Here is a 16,276-nt window from a genome sequence, read left to right on the forward strand (position 1 = left end):
ACAAGTGACCGCACGTGTCGTGAGGGGGGTGAATCTTTGGCGACACCGGTGCATGAACTGTCCGGTCAGCGCGTGCCCTTGGCGGCGAACCCGGCCACCGCGCCGACGTTCGCCCTGGAGACGATCGCCGGGCCGGTGAGCACCGGGGCCACACCGCCGCCGCTGATGTTGCCGTTCGTCCGGTACAGCCACAGGGAGTCCACGGCGAGATACCCCTGCAGATACGGCTGCTGGTCCACCGCGAACTGCACGGAACCGTTCGCCACGGCCTTGACCAGGTCGTTGTCGAGGTCGAACGTCGCCACCTTCGCGGCGCTGCCCGCCTCCTTCACCGAGCCGACCGCGGCGAGCGCGAACTGCGCGCCCAAGGTGACCACTTCGTCGATGCTCGGGTCCTGGCGCAGCTCGGCCGTGATCGCGGCGGAGGTCGCGGCCATGTCGGTGCCCTCCACATAGAGCATCTGCGTCGCGCCGCCGAACGTCTTCTTCACGCCGGCGCAGCGCGCCTCCAGGGCGACGTTGCCGCGTTCGTGGATGACACAGAGGGCGTGCTTGGCCTTGAGGTCGTCCAGCTTGTCGCCGACGGCCCGGCCCGCGACGCTCTCGTCCTGGCCGAAGTACTCCAGGAGCCCCGCCGACTGCCAGGCGTCGATGCCGGAGTTGAGTCCGACCACGGGTATGCCCGCCGCCTTGGCCTCGGCGACCGCACCGGTCATCGCCGCCGGCTTGGCCAGGGTCACCGCGATGCCGTCGGCCTTGTCCCGGATCGCGTTCCGCATCAGCTCGGCCTGGCCCGCCGGGTCGGAGTCGCTGGTGTAGGTGAGTTCGACGTCGTCCTTGGCGGCCGCCGCCTCGGCCCCCTTCCGCACCTGCTCCCAGAAGACGTCGCCCTCTGCGCCGTGGGTGATCAGAGCGACCTTCATCCCTGTCCCGCCCGCCGCTGCCGTGTCCGCCCGGCTGTCGGCGTCATCGAGCCCGGAGCAGCCGGCCAGCAGCAGACAGGCGGCGGCCAGGACGGCGGCGGCACGAGCCGGACGTGGGGAACCGGAGGGAGGAGGCGGAGTCTTCATGGGGTGCGTGCACCTCGCTGTGCGGCCGAGCCGGAGGAACAGGGAGAGCGCTTGCCGGGCCGCACGAGGTGTGCGCCGAACGGGTGACTCTCGCTGGGGCGGATCACATCGCGTACGGCCACCGGTCGTCAAGTGCACCACGACGTGGAGTGAGTTGTCGCTCCCACATCGTGATGTGCGCCGGCCGCAAGCGCGAAGCGCTGCCGGACCGGTTGCGCCGGCAAACCGTCAGATCGCCTTGCGCGCCACCGCCCCGTACATCGCGATGTCCTCGTCCCGGACCACCTCGGTGCCCGTGCCGTCCGGACGCCACTTGTGGACCTGGACGATGCCCGGCTCGACGAGCTCGAGGCCCGTGAAGAACTCCTCGGCCTCGCCGTGCGTCCGCAGCCGCATCGGCATACCGCGAGCCGCGTACTCCCGCGCCACCCGTCCGACCTCCTCGGGCGCGAACTCGGCGGTACCGATGGACATCGCGAGAAAACTGCCCGCGGGCAGCGGTTCCAGCAGTCGTCGTACGATCCCGACGGCGTCGTCCTCGTCCAGCAGGAAGTGCACGATCGCGATCACCGTCAGCGCGACCGGCTCACCGAGATCGAGCGTGTCACGGAAGGCCGGGGCGTCGAGCACGGCCGCCGGTTCACGCATGTCCGCCTCGATGTACGACACCCTGCCCTCCGCCGTACCCGACATCAGCCCTTCCGACAGCGCGAGCACGAGCGGATCGTTGTCGACGTACACCACCCGTGCACCGGGAGCCGCTGCCTGGGCGATCTCATGGATGTTCGGCGAGGTCGGTATGCCCGTCCCGATGTCCAGGAACTGCCGTATCCCCGCCTCCTCCGCCAGATACCGAACCGCCCGGTTCATGAAGTCCCGGTTGGCCCGCATATGAACAGGCAACGCAGGCCACTCCCGAACCATGGCATCACCGGCTTCCCGGTCGGCCGGGTAGTGGTCGTTTCCGCCGATGATGTAGTCGTAGATCCGGGCGGAGTGAGCATGCTCGGTGTCGATGCCATCGGTGGTCAAGTGGCCTCCCTGATAAAGAAGTTGACGCCAGCCGACCTTAGGGGCGCGGGGAACTGCGCGACCAGCCCCCACAGACCCGCACCCGCCAAACTCAACGAAACCCCTACGGCGAGACCGCTTTCACAACCTTCCGCCGAAACCGCCGAGGTTCCTGATCCGGCAGCCACCCGAACACAAGACAACTCCCCACCACACCCAACAGCAGCCCCACGAAGAAGCCACCCAGGTTCGACGTCATCCAGGTCCCCAGCGACACCAGCACCCCGGTGATCGAATAGAACAACCGCTGCGCCGGATTGAACAGAACCAGCAACCCCAGCAGCACCATCAGTGTCGGCAGCAGATATCCCGCCACCCCCTGCATCCCCACATGCAGCATGACCTTCATCGACGCCTTCATGGTGAGCAGGACCTCCACCCCGCCCAGCACGAGCAGCAACCCGCCCCAGAACGGCCGGCCGGCCCGCCACCCCCGGAAGGCGGGCCGCAGTCCTCGACGTGGACGCTCCGACATCAGCAACCCTTGCTGCTGAAGCCGAGTTTCAGGCCGGGAAGCTTGAACACCCCTGCCGTGGTCGCGTAGTTGGTCTGCCGCAGATTGGCGATGCGCACGGTGTCGGCCTGCTGGCTGAACACCCCGATCGGCCCCTTCACCCCGGCCTTGGTCAACGTACTCGCGTCGTTGCCGATCTCGATGTTCTTGAAGGCGGCGTCACCGGACAACTCGGTCGAGTCGGTGGTCAGGTCGCGCGCCCGCACCTTCTGCGCACCACTGCCCGCCGTGATCAGCAGGTTCGTACCGCCGAGATCGACGCTCTGACACAGCTTGGTGAGCGTCGCGTCCTTGATCGCGGACGTGACGACCAGTACCTGTCCGCCGGTGTCGCCCGCGTTCGGGCTGCCCGGCGCCATGTTGTCGAGGCCGCCGAACTGCTCGAAACCGGTGCCCTTGAGCTCGGTCGCCGTGACGGTGAAGGGCATGCCGGAGATCGCGAACTGCACGCCCAGCGCCCCTTCGGCGGTGAGCACCGCGAGCGCGGCCGTGACCAGCGTGGCGGGTACCGCCAGCACCGCGGCCCGACGCAGCCGGACCCGGCCGCGTCTGTGCGGCTCGGCGGAGGCTGTGGAACCGCTTTCGGGGTTCTCGGGGGTGTGGTCGGCGGACGACGAGACGTCCGAAGGTGGGGTCATGTCGGCTCCCAGGGGACTGGTGAATGCGGTCGGATCGTGCACGGCACGGTGTCCTGGCGCGGACAGCGGCTGCCGCGCACGCCTCCTCACAACTCCCGGCGGACGCAAGGGCTTTCTCGTTACGCGGCAGTAGCCGCCGAGGAAGTTACCGGGGGTTACATTCGAGGGTCAAGAGAGTTGTGGAAAAAGCGTGCCGATTGTGTGCCGCCTGTGCCCCAAGGGCCTTCCGGGCTTCCGCAAAGGCCACAGCTCGTGTCCCAACTCCCTTGAGGACCCTTGACGTTGAACAACCCTCAGGTCTACAACTTGCACTGCTCTCCCCGGATCCGTGGCGCCGGATCCGCCCCGCGGGCACTGCCCGCGTTCTCCCGGACCTCTTGTCCCCCTCCGCGGGCATTTCCCGCCCCCTCCCCGGCCGCCCACAGGCCGGCTGTCGTTGCCGGTCCGTCACGTACGGAGAAGGCGTCACGGACCGGCAACGGCGGACGCTCACGCGCGCCCCCACACCCTTCACCTCAGAATCGAGGCACCCGCATGCGCACGCGAACCCTGCTCACCCTGGCCACCGCCGTCGCCGCCCTCACCCTCCCGGCCGCCGTCCCCGCCTCCGCGGCCGACACCCCGGTCCTCACCACCGGCGGCCTCGCCGGCACGCCCGTCGCCGTCGGCGATGTCCTCACCGCACCGCTGGCCAGTGGCACCACCGCCACCCTCTACTCCAGCGCGACCGGCACCAGCGGTATCTCGTGCACGTCGTCGCAGTTCACCGCCACCGTCACCGACAACCCCACCGCACCCGGCACCGCCACGGAGTCGGTCACGGGCCACACCTTCAACAGCAGCAGCTGCACCACCAACGTCGTCGGCGTGCTCGGTGTCACCAGCATCTCCGTCGACAACCTGCCCTACAGCACGTCCGTGTCCTCCGACGGCAGCCTCACCGTGACCCCGGCGAGCGGCTCCGCCATCCAGACCACGGTCGTGCTGCGCACCCTTCTGGGCAGCATCACCTGCGTCTACCAGGCCCCCAGCCTGACCGGCAGGGCGGACAACACCGACAACAGCATCGCCTTCACCGCCCAGCAGTTCACCAAGACGTCCGGCTCCTCGCTCTGCTTCGCGAACGGTTACTTCACCGCCAAGTACGCCCCGGTGACCAATTCGGGCGCGCTCGTCTACGTCAACTGACCTTCGTACGCCCGGCGTTCAGCGCCGGCGCAGACGCAGGGCCAGGGCGGCGCCGCCGGTGAGCACCAGCACCGCCGCGGCGCCGCCCGCCACCATCGGGGCCGAGGGACCCGAGTCGGCGTCGGGGGTGGAGGCGAGCGGGGTGCTGTCCGGGGTCTGCGGGGTGGCCGGGGCCGTCGGACTCGGCGGCGCGCTGCTTCGGGTGGGCGTCGGCGACGGGGCCTTGCTCTTCGCGGCAGCCGATGCCGACTTATCGGCCGGCGACGCCGAGCCCGGCGCTTTCGGCGTCGCCGCGCTCCCGCCCTGCCCGGACGCCGGGAACATCACGTCCGAGCACGAGTAGTACGTGTCCGCCGTGCTGGTGTTCTGCCAGATCGTGTACAGCACATGCCGGCCCGTCCGGTCGGACGGCAGCGTCCCGGTGATCCGGTACGCCCCGTCCGTCAGGGCCGGGTCCGTCACCTCGGCAAACGGTTGCGACGGCAGGTCGGACCAGGTGAGCGGTTTCGACGGGTCGTATCCCTGCTTCGTCAGGTAGAGCCGGAACGTGCCGGTGTGCGGGATCGTCGAGGCGTACCGCATCGTCAGCGCCGCGCCCGGTTTCAGGCTCGTCGACGGCCAGTCGGAGCGGGCCAGGTCGAGGCCCCGGTACGCGGGCAGGCCGCCGCTGCACAGCTGTCCGTCGGGGATGGTCTGCCGGTCCCGGCCGTTCACGTTCGCGATCCGCAGGTTGTCCCAGGCGGTGAAGGGCGCGCCGTTCGCACCGACGGCCGCCTCGCAGGCCGCCGAACCGGTCGCGTCGCCGCCCTCGGGGGAGCAGGCGTACACCCGGCTCACCGGGTCCGTGGGCGCACCGTGCGCCTGTGCCGGTCCCGCCGCCCAGAGCGGAAGAAGGAACGGGACCACGGCTACGGCCCTCAGGGCTCTGCGGTATGCGGTCATCCGGGACATCCGGAACGTCTCCTCGGCCGGGCATGCGAACGGTCTGCTGTGTGCAGTACGGAAAACGCGTCCGGTGCGTTCATCGTGTGACGTCCGGGGAGAAAGGTGTCGCAACCGGTCAACTGCCTGCTGCCTAGGGTGGGTTTCTGGCCGGATCGAGGGTTTCCCCTGTATCCGGATGGTGATTCTTTTGCCTATCGTTCGACCACAGCTGACCCACAGGTAACCCCTCGACGGGTCGGCATCCGCGCCTGGCCGGCCACGCAACGCACCTCGGGTTCCTCCCGACCGCTTTTCGGCTCACCCCCGCCGCTTCGAGGACGAAGCGAACCGACCGCACTCCGCGCTGCCCGGAGTCCGGCAACGAAAGGCAAAGCCCTTGCGTACCTCCCCCTCGCTCAGACGGAAGCTGATATCCGTCGCGGCGGTCTCCGCCGCACTCGTCACCGCCGCCACCGCCTCGGCCGCCGTCGCCCAGGAAACGGGCGCCCCGGAAGCCTCCGCCCCGGCCGCGCAGACCGAGGCCGCCCCCGGCACCGTCGCCGAGCGCCTCATCGTCGGCTACAAGTCCGGTGCCACCGAGGCCAAGTCGAACAGGGCCGCGGACGCCGACGCCGTGGCCAAGGGCAAGGAGGCCGGCGAAGACCTGGACTTCCAGCGCCGCCTCGGCACCGGTGCCGCCCTGGTCGAGCTCGGTGAGAACCTCACCAAGGCGGATGTCGCCGACGTCGTCGCCGAGTACCAGGCCGACCCGCAGGTCGCCTACGTCGTACCGGACCGTCTGAACAAGCCGCAGGCCACGCCGAACGACCCCGAGTACACCAAGCAGTGGGACCTGTTCGAGACCACCGCGGGCATGAACGTGCCGGGTGCCTGGGACGTCACCACCGGCACCGGGGTGACCGTCGCCGTCATCGACACCGGTTACGTCAGCCACTCCGACCTCGGCGCCAACGTCGTCGCGGGCTACGACTTCATCTCCGACGCCACCATGGCGAACGACGGCAACGGCCGCGACAGCAGCCCGGCCGACCCGGGCGACTGGACCGTGGACAGGGAGTGCTCCAGCACCTGGGTGGGGCAGTCCTCCTCCTGGCACGGCACCCACGTCGCGGGCACCATCGCCGCCGTCACCAACAACAGCAAGGGCGTCGCGGGCATCGCGTACGGCGCCAAGGTCTCCCCGCTGCGCGTCCTCGGCAAGTGCGGCGGCTACGACTCCGACATCATCGACGCCATCACCTGGGCGTCCGGCGGCACGGTCTCCGGTGTCCCGGCCAACACCAACGTCGCCAAGGTCATCAACATGAGCCTCGGTGGCGGCGGCGCGTGCACCACCGCGACCCAGAACGCGATCAACGCCGCTGTGAACCGCGGTACCACGGTCGTCGTCGCTGCGGGCAACAGCAACGCCAACGCGGCCAACTACTCGCCCGCGAGCTGCAACAACGTCATCTCCGTGGCCGCCACCAACCGCGCCGGCTCCCGGTCCTCCTACTCCAACTACGGCTCGGTCGTCGACATCGCCGCGCCCGGTGGCGAGACCCGTACGAGCTCGGCCAACGGCATCCTGTCCACGCTGAACTCCGGCGCGCAGGGCCCGTCCAGCGAGAACTACGACTACTACCAGGGCACCAGCATGGCCGCCCCGCACATCGCGGGCCTGGCCGCGCTGATGAAGTCGGCCGCCTCGTCGCTGACCCCGGCCCAGATCGAGTCCGCGATCAAGACCAACTCGCGTGCTCTGCCCGGCACTTGCTCGGGCGGCTGTGGCGCCGGTCTCGCGGACGCGGCCAAGACGGTGCAGGCGGTGAGCGGCTCCGGCGGCTCCACGGGAGGCACCACCTTCACCAGCAGCACGGCCGTCTCCATCCCGGACAGCGGCGCGGCCATCGAGTCCTCCATCGCGGTCAGCGGGCGCAGCGGCAACGCCCCCTCGGCCCTCCAGGTGGGCGTGGACATCACCCACACCTACCGTGGTGACCTGGTCATCGACCTGGTCGCGCCGGACGGTACGAGCTATCGCCTGAAGGCGGCCAGTTCGTCGGACTCCGCGGACAACGTCAACACCACCTACACGGTGAACGCGTCCAGCGAGACCGCGAACGGCACCTGGAAGCTGCGCGTCCAGGACACGGCGGCGCAGGACACGGGCAGGCTCAACAGCTGGAAGCTGACCTTCTGAGCGAACGGCCGAGCCGACGGTCATGAACCGACGGACGGCCACGAGCGGACGGGCCGACTGGTGCGGATGGGCACCGGTCGGCCCGTCGTTTTGTGTCGTCGTTCGATACCGTCCACCCTGTTTTTCGGCCAACCCTTCACGGACGCCACACGATGCGAAGGGTGTGAATGCGCTAGTCGCGGGAATGGAGTGAAAGTCGGCGGACCGACTTCGGCTCGTCGATCACGCTGTACGGTGAGTTATCTTATACGGGGAGTCAGAAACAAACGGCGCGAGCCGTCTTTTTTGTTCAGGAGTCCCCACGATGGCGAGGCAGTTACGCGCCGAGCAGACCCGTGCGACGATCATCACGTCGGCTGCCGATCTGTTCGACCGCCAGGGTTACGAGTCGACCAGTCTGAGCGACATCGTCGAGCACGCCCACGTCACCAAGGGCGCCCTGTATTTCCACTTCGCGGCCAAGGAGGACCTGGCCCACGCCATTCTGGAGATCCAGTCCACGGCGGCCCGAAAGCTGGTGGAGGAGATGGACAGCCGGGGCTGCACTTCCCTCGAAGCGCTGATCCGCACCACGTTCGGCATAGCCCGCCTGTCCGTGGACGGCCCGATACACCGGGCCGGACTCCGGCTCGCCACCGCCGGGGTCGCCGTACGGCCGCCGCTGCGGCACCCCTTCACCGAGTGGCTGGAGTTCTTCTCGCGCAGGCTCGGCGGCGCGGTCAGGGAATCCGACGTCCACCAGGACATCGACATCGAAGCCGTCGCCCACGCCCTGGTCTCCTTCTTCGTCGGCACCCGGGTCGTGGGGCGCTCCCTCGACCCGCTCGCCCGGCAGCCTCGCCGCATGGCCGAGATGTGGCACGTCCTGATCCGCGGCCTGGTTCCCGTCCCCCGCCGCGCCCGCTATCTGAGCCTCGCCACCCGACTGGAGCGGGAGATCACGGCCGGCTGAGCGCCCCGAAGGGGCGCGGGGCTGTATCAATATGCGGCTCCGCCGCGATGGGGGTCCCCCCGCTCGAGCGCATTCGAGAGTGGGGGAGCGACCAGCCACGACGGCGCCGCAGCCGACCGACGGCATATCGCGCCCCTTCCAGCGGAGCGCTCCGCACACCTGGGGCGATACGGTGACGCGCATGCCCTTCGCCTCGTCCGCGCCCGTCATCCTCGGCCACGAACTCGGCTCGTTCCCGCACAGCGTCCTCGCCGAGCGGCATCCCGCGATCGTGCGGCAGATCCGGGAGGCCTTCCCGTACGGCCCCGAGCAGCAGCGTGCACTCGACGCGCTCCTCGACAGCTGCACCAAGGGTGTGGCCGAACCGCTCCCGGCCGACGCGCCCGACCGGGAGCGCTGGCAGGAGTGGGGCGCGGCCGACCACACCGGCCGGTCCTGGTTCGACATCCCCTGGCTGTGGTCCGAGAGCTACTTCTACCGCCGACTCCTCGACACGGTCGGCTACTTCGGCCCCGGCGCCTGGCAGGGCATCGACCCCTTCCGCCCCTCCAAGCTCGCCGAACTCGACGCCCCGGAGACGGACGAGGAACTCGCCGCGCTCGACGACCTGGAGGCGAAACCGGCCGACGAGCGGGCGCGCGCCCTGCTGCACGGCTCCCTGTGGGGCAACCGCGCGGACCTCGGCTTCCGCCTCTCCGCCAAGGACGCGGGAACACCCGCCGCCACGCCCGCCCTGGTCGCCGACGACAGCGACACCCTCTGGTCGCTGCTGCCTCCCGCCGGCAACGGCACGCTCTGCCTCGTCGCCGACAACGCGGGCCGCGAACTCATCCCCGACCTGCTCCTCATCGCCCACCTCCTCGCGCACGGGCACATCGGGCGGGCGGTGCTGCACATCAAGCCGTACCCGTACTACGTCTCCGACGCCACCACCGCCGACGTCCTCGACGCGCTGCGCCGGATCGCCTCCGTACCGGGCGTGGCCGCCGGGTACGGGCGTGAGCTGTGGGCGGCGATGACCGACGGCCGTCTGACGGTACGGGCCCACCCCTTCTCCTGTGCCCCGCTGCCGTACGCCGACATGCCCGACGACCTGCGGGCGGAGTTCGCCTCGGCGACGCTGACCGTGGTGAAGGGGGACCTCAACTACCGCCGCCTGGTGGGCGACCGGATGTGGCCGCCGACCACGCCGTTCGACGAGGTCACCGCGTACTTCCCGGGTCCGGTCGCCGCGCTGCGCACCCTGAAGTCCGATGTGATCACCGGCCTCGACACCGCCACGGAGGCCGCACTGGTCGCCGCGGAGGGGCAGCGCTGGCGGACCGGCGGCACGCACGCCCTGATCCAGGTCCGCACCTGATCAAGTCACCTGCACGGGAAGTGACTTGAGCCCGTTGATGAAGTTCGACACCAGCCGCTCCGGCCGCCCCGCGAGCCGCAGCCCGGGCAGCGCCGGCAGCGCCTCCCGGTACAGCACCCGCAGCTGCAGCCGGGCGAAGTGCGCGCCCAGGCAGACATGCGGTCCGTCCCCGAACGACACATGCGGGTTCGGCGTACGGGACAGATCCAGCCGGTCCGGATCGGCGAAGACCCGCTCGTCGCGGTTGGCGGCGGCGTGGAAGACGACCACCTTCTCGCCCCTGCGGATGAGCCGCCCCGCCAGCTCGGCGTCCTGCGCGGCGGTACGGCGGAAGGTCAGCACGGGCGGATGCCAGCGCAGCAACTCGTCCACGGCACAGGCGAGTTCGACTCTCTCTGCGCGCAGCAGCTCGTACGCCGCCGGGTGCTCGGCCAGGGTCAGCAGTCCGCCGGGTGCGGCGCTGCGGACGGTGTCGTTGCCCGCGATCGTGAGCAGGAAGAAGAACATCTCCAGCTCGGCGTCGGCGAGTTCGGCGTCGTGGGCCAGGGTGGTCATGATGTCGTCGGCCGGGTACCGCCGTTTGTAGGCGGCGAGCTGCCGGGCGTACGCGAACATGTCCTTCAGCATCGCGGGCGACCGCGGATTGACCGGCTTGCCCGCCGCATCCAGCACCGGTGGCCCGGCCTCGTCCGGGTCCTGGTAGCCGATGACCCGGCGGGTCCAGTGCAGCAGCAGCCCGCGGTCCCGCTCGGGGACGCCGAGCAGGTCGGCCAGGTTGAGCAGGGCGTAGTCGTCGGTGACGGCGGTGACGAGGTCGACGGTGCCGTCCGCCTCGCGGGCCGTCTGAAGGGCCTGTGCGAACAGCGACCGGGCCCGCTCACGGGCGACGGCCGTGAAGCGTTCGATGCGCCCGGGGGTGAAGGCGCGCGAGACCAGACGCCTCAACCGGCCGTGCTGCGGCGGGTCCTGATTGAGCATCATGCGCCGGATGAATGGCAGGTCGTCCGGGTCCGGATCCCGGATCTGTGTCGCGCCCAGGTAGGAGGAGTACGTCGTCGAGTCCCGCAGCACCCGTACGACATCAGCGTGCCGGGTCACCGCCCAGAACCCGGGGCCCGCCGGCCACCCCAGCACCTCGGGCTCCTCCTGCCGGGCCACGGGGTGATGGTCGCGCAGGACGCGGTAGGCGGCGTACGGCACTCCGGCGGCGTACCGGCGTGGATCGAAGACGTCGGGGACGGGCGGCGCCTCGTGCATGCGACTACCGTGACCTGAGGGAAGGGGCTCGGCAAGGGGTGCGCCATCCGTTCACACGTGCGTGGAATGGCTCATGAATATGTGGTGATCATGACAAAACCTTGATACTCATGCGCGCATGACGTCACGTCGCTCAACGGCGGGACCGCGGAAGCTCGCGGCGACCCTGGCCGCCCTGACCCTCGCCCTCACGGCATGCGGCGACGACGGGGGCGCCGACTCCTCGTCCGGCGGTGGGAGAACCGTCACCGTGGCCGCACTGCCGCTGATCGACTGCGCCGCCCTCTATATCGCCCGGGACCGCGGGCTCTTCGAGAAGGAGGGCCTGGACGTGCGGATCCAGCAGGTCCAGCAGAGCCTCCAGGCGCTGCCCGCGCTGTCGAAGGGGCAGGTCGACATGGTGGCGAGCGCCAACTACGTCACCTACTTCCAGGCCCATGAGCAGGGCACCCTCGACATCCGGATCGTCGCCGAGTCGATCCGGGCCGCGCCGCACATGATGGACGTACTGGTCCCGAAGGACTCGGACATCAAGACCGTCGCCGACCTCGAGGGGCGGAAAATCGCCGTAAACGTTCTCAACAACGTTCAGTCGCTGACCCTGAACGAGATCCTGGAGAAGGAGGGCGTCGGCGAGCCCGTCTACCGGCAGGTCGCCTTTCCGCAGATGGGGGCCGCCCTGGAGAAGGGGCAGGTCGACGCGGTCCACGCGGTCGAGCCCTTCGACAGCGTGATCCAGGACGAGTTGCAGGCGAGGGTCGTGGTGGACGGGGCGGCTGCGCCCGTCGAGGACATTCCGCTCAGCGGTTACATCACATCGAGCCAGTTCGCGGGCGAGAACGAGGAGACCCTCGCCGCCTTCCGGCGGGCCCTCAAGGCCGCAGCCGAGATCGCCGGGAAGGATCCGTCGGCGGTACGGGAGATCGTGCCGACGTACACGAAGGTGACCGAGGGGCAGGCGGAGCAGATCGGGCTGCCGGCCTTTCCGCCCACCGTGGACGCCGAGCAGATCTCCCGGCTCACCGACCTGATGAAGAAACAGGGGATGCTGAAGAAGCCGATCGACCCGGCGACCCTCGTGGTGAAGTGAAACGGCGTCAGGAACTGGGGCTCGGTCTTCTCGGCGTGCTCCTTGTCTTCGGGGTGTGCGAGGCGGTGAGCCGGGCCGGGATCGTGCGCCGCAGCTATCTGCCGCCCGCCTCCGAAGTCCTCTCGCGAGCCTTGGAGCTGGCGGGTGACAGCGTTTTCCTGGACGGTATCGGGGCCACCCTGCGCGCCTGGGTGTTCGGGCTCGGCCTCGCGTGCGCGATCGCGGTCCCGCTGGGTCTGCTGCTGGGCAGCGTGCCCCTCGTCGACGCCGCCGTACGCGCGATCGTGGAGTTCCTGCGCCCACTGCCGTCCGTCGCGCTGATCCCGCTGGTCTCCCTGCTGCTCGGCTCCGGCACCGAGACCAAGGTCGCGCTCATCACCTACGCGTGCGTGTGGCCGATCCTCTTCAACACCATCTACGGCCTCGGCGAGACCGACCCCCTCGCCAAGGACACCCTGCGCGCCTTCGGCTTCGGGCGGCTCGCGGTGCTGCTGCGCGTCGAACTCCCCGGCACGGCCCCCTTCATCGCCGCCGGCATCCGCATCTCGGCCGCCGTCGCGCTCATCCTCGCCGTCGCCACGGAGATCCTCGCGGGCTTCGGCGAGGGCCTCGGCATCTTCATCGCCCAGGCGAGCCTGTCGACGGACGGCACCCGGGACGTGCTCGCGGGTGTGGTGTGGGCGGGCGCGCTGGGTCTCGTCATCAACGGCGTCCTGGTGTGGGGCGAACGGCGGCTGTTCCCGTGGACGCCGGAGCAGCGGGAGCGGGCGGCGGCCCATCGGGGGAGGGGCGTGTGAGCCGGGACGGTGCGGTGGCGGTGCGGGGCGGTGGCGTACGGCAGGTCGGTCGGGTTGCCGTGGGCGGTGTGCTGCTGCGCTGGGTCGTGCTCGCCGTCGCCGTCGGCTGCTGGGAGGTGGCCGCCCGGGCCCATGACAGCGTGTACTTCCCGCCACCGGGCCGGATCGCCCACCACGCCTACGAGTTGTGGTTCTCCGGCCCGGTCCGGCATGCGTTCTTCACCGACGCGGCCGTCGACAACATCGGCCCCAGCCTCGGCCGGATGGCCGCCGGGTTCGTGATCGCCGCCGTCGCCGGCATCGCGCTCGGCGTGGCGGTGGGCCGCTCGCGCCGGACATACGCGCTGTGCAACCCGGTGCTCCAGTTCGCGCGGGCCGTACCACCCCCGGCTCTGGTCCCCGTCTTCGTCGTCGTCCTCGACTTCGGTACGCAGATGCAGGTCGCGTCGATCGCCTTCAGCGCGGTCTGGCCGGTGCTCATCAACACCGCGGAGGGGGCCCGCAACACCGACCCGCTGCGCCTCGACGTCGCCGCGGTCCTTCGGCTGAACGCCGTCGAAAGGCTCCGCTTCCTCCTCCTTCCCTCCGCGCTGCCGCGCATCTTCGCGGGCCTGCGCCTGAGCCTTTCGCTCTCCCTCATCCTCATGGTGTTCTCGGAACTGCTGCCGGGCACCGCGAACGGCATCGGCTTCACGCTCACCGACGCCCAGTCCCGTTCCGACCTGCTCACCGTATGGGCGGCGCTGGTCCTGCTCGGCGCCCTCGGATACCTGCTCAACACCGGCCTGCTGGCGGTCGAGAAACGGCTGATCGGCAAGGGGAGGCCCATATGAGCGCACTGGGGAGGCCCGTATGAGCGGAACCGTCCTTGACGCCGTCGTGCGGTTCCTGCGCGACACCGGCATGACCACCGTCTTCGGCAACCCCGGCTCCACAGAACTGCGCATGTTCCGCGACTGGCCCGACGACTTCACCTACGTCCTCGGCCTCCAGGAGTCCACGGCCGTCGCCATGGCCGCCGGACACGCCCTCGGCACCCGGCGCGCCGCCTTCGTCTCCCTCCACTCCGCCGGCGGTGTCGGCCACGGCCTCGGCGCCGTCTTCAACGCCTACCGCGACCGCGTTCCCCTGGTGATCGTCGCGGGCCAGCAGGCACGCTCGCTGATCCAGCTGCGCCCGTTCCTCGGCGCCGACCAACCCGCCGAGTTCCCACGCCCGTACGTGAAGTTCGCCCGCCAGCCGGAACGCGCCGCCGACGTGCCCGCCGTCCTCGCCGAGGCCCACCGGATCGCGATGACCCACCCCCGCGGGCCGGTCTTCGTCTCCGTCCCGGAGGACGACTGGGACCGGCCCGCCGGGCCCGTGGCGCCGCGGACCGTGCACGACGGCTTCATGGCCTCCCCCTCGGCGCTCGCCCACCTGGCCGCCCGGCTCGACACCTGCGCCCGGCCCGTGCTCGTGATCGGCCCCGGGGTGGACGACGAGGAGGCGCAGTCCGAGGCGCGTGCGCTGGCCGAGCGCACCAGGTCGGCGGTGTGGATCAGCCCCCTGTCCGGCCGCTCGGGCTTTCCCGAGACCCACCCGCTCTTCCAGGGCTTCCTGCCCCCGGTCGCGGGCGCACTCGCCGCGCGCCTGGCACCGTACGACGTCGTCGTGGCCCTCGGCGCATCCCTGTTCACGTACCACGTCGCCGACGACGGCCCGCTCCTGCCTCCCGGCACCGAACTGTTCCACCTGGACTGCGACCCGGCGCAGGCGGCCTGGCTGCCGCTGGGCACCAGTCTCGTCACCACCCTCAAACCGGCCCTCGCCCACCTCACCGCGCTGCTGAAGGACCCCGACCGCGCACCGCCCCCGCCCCGCCCGGCACCCGAACCCGTGCCGGCCACGCCGGACATCACCCCGGAGCTGGTCTTCGACCTCCTGCGCGAGCGCCTGCCCCGCGACCGCGTCCTCGTCGAGGAGGCCCCCAGCCACCGCGACCCGCTCCACGCGCGCGTGCCCGTCGACCTCCCCGGCGGCTACCTGACCACCGGCAGCGGAGCCCTCGGCTGGGGACTGCCCCTCGCGGTCGGCCGAGCCCTCGCCGACCGGCGCCGGGTGGTGTGCGTGATCGGCGACGGCTCCGCGCTGTACTCGGTGCAGGCGCTGTGGACCGCCGCGAGCCTCGGCGCTCCGGTCAGTTTCCTCGTCCTCGACAACCGCGGCTACGGCGCCGTCCGCGCCCTCGGCCGCCGGATCGGCATCTCTCCCGTCCCCGGCACGGACATCCAGGGCATCGACTTCGCCGCCCTCGCCGCCTCCTTCGGCTGCCCCGCCTCGTACGCCGCCCACCCCGACGACCTCCCCGCCGCCCTCGACCGCGCCCTCGACGCGGGCGACGACGCGGGTCCGCACCTCCTCCACCTCCGCGTCGCCGACACCGAGGGCGCGCTCTACGAACCCAGGGCCAGGTGACGCTTCCGGATGCTTCGCCTAGACGAAGTCGCCCAGCACTACGGCGACCACCCCGTCCTGCACGACATCACCCTCACCGTCCCCGACGGCCAGCTCCTGAGCGTCGTCGGCCCGTCCGGCTGCGGCAAGTCCACCCTGCTGCGCACCATCGCGGGCCTGCACCCCGCCCGCGAGGGCACGGTCACGATCGACGGCACACCGGTCACCGGCGTGCCCGACCAACTCGCCGTCGTCTTCCAGGACTACGGCCGCTCCCTCTTCCCCTGGCTCACCGTCCGCGAGAACGTCGCCCTGCCGCTGCGCGGCCTCGGCCGGGCCGAGCGGCGCGCCGAGGCCGAGCGGATCCTGGAACGCGTCGGCCTCGACGGCGCCGCCCGCCGTCACCCCTGGCAGCTCTCCGGCGGAATGCAGCAGCGCGTCGCCATCGCCCGCGCCCTGGTCTGCCGCCCCTCGCTCCTCCTCATGGACGAGCCCTTCGGCTCCCTCGACGCCCAGACGCGCGAGGACCTCGAAGACCTCCTCCTCGAGGTCCACCGCACCGACGGCACCACCATCGTCTTCGTCACCCACGACATCGACGAGAGCGTCTACGTCGGCGATCGCGTCGTCGTCCTCTCCCCGGGCCCTGGCTCCCGCGTCGTACGGGACCTGCCGGTCGAACTCCCCGGCAAGCGGGACCAGATCACCACCCGGGGACTGCCCGAGTTCGTGGCGCTGCGGACCGAGGTGGGCCGGGCGGTGCGGGGGGCCTGACG

Annotated in this window: 15 protein-coding genes; 9 read left to right on the forward strand and 6 right to left on the reverse strand. The window is 70.6% G+C overall.

Annotated elements, in window-relative coordinates:
• Window positions 1–65 precede the first annotated feature (65 nt).
• The 4 genes from QQY66_RS39240 to QQY66_RS39255 form a co-directional block, all read right to left on the reverse strand.
• The gene (locus QQY66_RS39240) at window positions 66–1,070 is read right to left on the reverse strand and encodes a substrate-binding domain-containing protein (RefSeq protein ID WP_301985140.1); all 1,005 of its coding nucleotides are present in this window, start codon (window positions 1,068–1,070) and stop codon (window positions 66–68) included.
• A 228-nt stretch (window positions 1,071–1,298) separates the two neighbouring features.
• Entirely contained in the window at window positions 1,299–2,102 is an 804-nt protein-coding gene (locus QQY66_RS39245; protein WP_301985141.1) for an SAM-dependent methyltransferase, read from the reverse strand.
• Between the two features lie 103 nt (window positions 2,103–2,205).
• A complete protein-coding gene (locus QQY66_RS39250; RefSeq protein WP_301985142.1) occupies window positions 2,206–2,616 on the reverse strand; it encodes a DUF6114 domain-containing protein in 411 nt (136 codons plus the stop codon).
• Complete coding sequence (locus tag QQY66_RS39255) at window positions 2,616–3,293, reverse strand: DUF6230 family protein (protein ID WP_301985143.1); 678 nt, start codon at window positions 3,291–3,293, stop codon at window positions 2,616–2,618. Before QQY66_RS39255 ends, QQY66_RS39250 begins: the two co-directional genes overlap by 1 nt.
• A gap of 534 nt (window positions 3,294–3,827) precedes the next feature.
• Here QQY66_RS39255 and QQY66_RS39260 point away from each other — a divergent pair.
• Window positions 3,828–4,481 carry a Tat pathway signal sequence domain protein gene (locus QQY66_RS39260; RefSeq protein WP_301985144.1) on the forward strand — a complete coding sequence of 218 codons (654 nt, stop codon included), beginning with the start codon at window positions 3,828–3,830 and terminating at the stop codon, window positions 4,479–4,481.
• Between the two features lie 18 nt (window positions 4,482–4,499).
• On the opposite strand, the gene QQY66_RS39265 is transcribed toward QQY66_RS39260, so the two are convergent.
• Window positions 4,500–5,432: a lytic polysaccharide monooxygenase gene (locus QQY66_RS39265; RefSeq protein ID WP_301985145.1), complete on the reverse strand. Its 933-nt coding sequence runs from the start codon at window positions 5,430–5,432 to the stop codon at window positions 4,500–4,502.
• 370 nt (window positions 5,433–5,802) lie between these two features.
• Here QQY66_RS39265 and QQY66_RS39270 point away from each other — a divergent pair, with 370 nt between their 5' ends.
• The 3 genes from QQY66_RS39270 to QQY66_RS39280 all read left to right on the forward strand — a co-directional run bounded on the left by QQY66_RS39270 (window position 5,803) and on the right by QQY66_RS39280 (window position 9,920).
• Window positions 5,803–7,608, forward strand: coding sequence for a S8 family serine peptidase (locus QQY66_RS39270; RefSeq protein WP_301985146.1), 1,806 nt, complete (start codon window positions 5,803–5,805; stop codon window positions 7,606–7,608).
• 304 nt (window positions 7,609–7,912) lie between these two features.
• On the forward strand, window positions 7,913–8,560 hold the full coding sequence (locus tag QQY66_RS39275) for a ScbR family autoregulator-binding transcription factor (RefSeq protein WP_301985147.1): 648 nt from the start codon (window positions 7,913–7,915) through the stop codon (window positions 8,558–8,560).
• 181 nt (window positions 8,561–8,741) lie between these two features.
• Complete coding sequence (locus QQY66_RS39280) at window positions 8,742–9,920, forward strand: damage-control phosphatase ARMT1 family protein (protein ID WP_301985148.1); 1,179 nt, start codon at window positions 8,742–8,744, stop codon at window positions 9,918–9,920.
• On the opposite strand, the gene QQY66_RS39285 is transcribed toward QQY66_RS39280, so the two are convergent.
• On the reverse strand, window positions 9,921–11,177 hold the full coding sequence (locus QQY66_RS39285; protein WP_301985149.1) for a cytochrome P450: 1,257 nt from the start codon (window positions 11,175–11,177) through the stop codon (window positions 9,921–9,923). It abuts the gene before it with no gap.
• A gap of 118 nt (window positions 11,178–11,295) precedes the next feature.
• Between QQY66_RS39285 and QQY66_RS39290 the strand changes: the two genes are divergently transcribed.
• Genes QQY66_RS39290 through QQY66_RS39310 form a run of 5 tightly spaced genes read left to right on the forward strand, consistent with a single transcriptional unit; the run spans window position 11,296 to window position 16,274 of the window.
• On the forward strand, window positions 11,296–12,267 hold the full coding sequence (locus QQY66_RS39290) for an ABC transporter substrate-binding protein (protein WP_301985150.1): 972 nt from the start codon (window positions 11,296–11,298) through the stop codon (window positions 12,265–12,267).
• Window positions 12,264–13,064, forward strand: coding sequence for an ABC transporter permease (locus tag QQY66_RS39295; RefSeq protein ID WP_301985151.1), 801 nt, complete (start codon window positions 12,264–12,266; stop codon window positions 13,062–13,064). The genes QQY66_RS39290 and QQY66_RS39295 overlap by 4 nt, the downstream gene beginning before the upstream one ends.
• Complete coding sequence (locus QQY66_RS39300; RefSeq protein WP_301985153.1) at window positions 13,061–13,897, forward strand: ABC transporter permease; 837 nt, start codon at window positions 13,061–13,063, stop codon at window positions 13,895–13,897. Before QQY66_RS39295 ends, QQY66_RS39300 begins: the two co-directional genes overlap by 4 nt.
• A gap of 19 nt (window positions 13,898–13,916) precedes the next feature.
• Window positions 13,917–15,521, forward strand: a complete 1,605-nt coding sequence (gene mdlC / locus QQY66_RS39305) for a benzoylformate decarboxylase (RefSeq protein WP_301985154.1) — start codon at window positions 13,917–13,919, stop codon at window positions 15,519–15,521.
• Window positions 15,522–15,530: 9 nt separating this feature from the next.
• On the forward strand, window positions 15,531–16,274 hold the full coding sequence (locus QQY66_RS39310; protein WP_301985155.1) for an ABC transporter ATP-binding protein: 744 nt from the start codon (window positions 15,531–15,533) through the stop codon (window positions 16,272–16,274).
• Window positions 16,275–16,276: the final 2 nt, after the last annotated feature.

Source organism: Streptomyces sp. DG2A-72 (genome assembly GCF_030499575.1).
GTDB lineage: Bacteria > Actinomycetota > Actinomycetes > Streptomycetales > Streptomycetaceae > Streptomyces.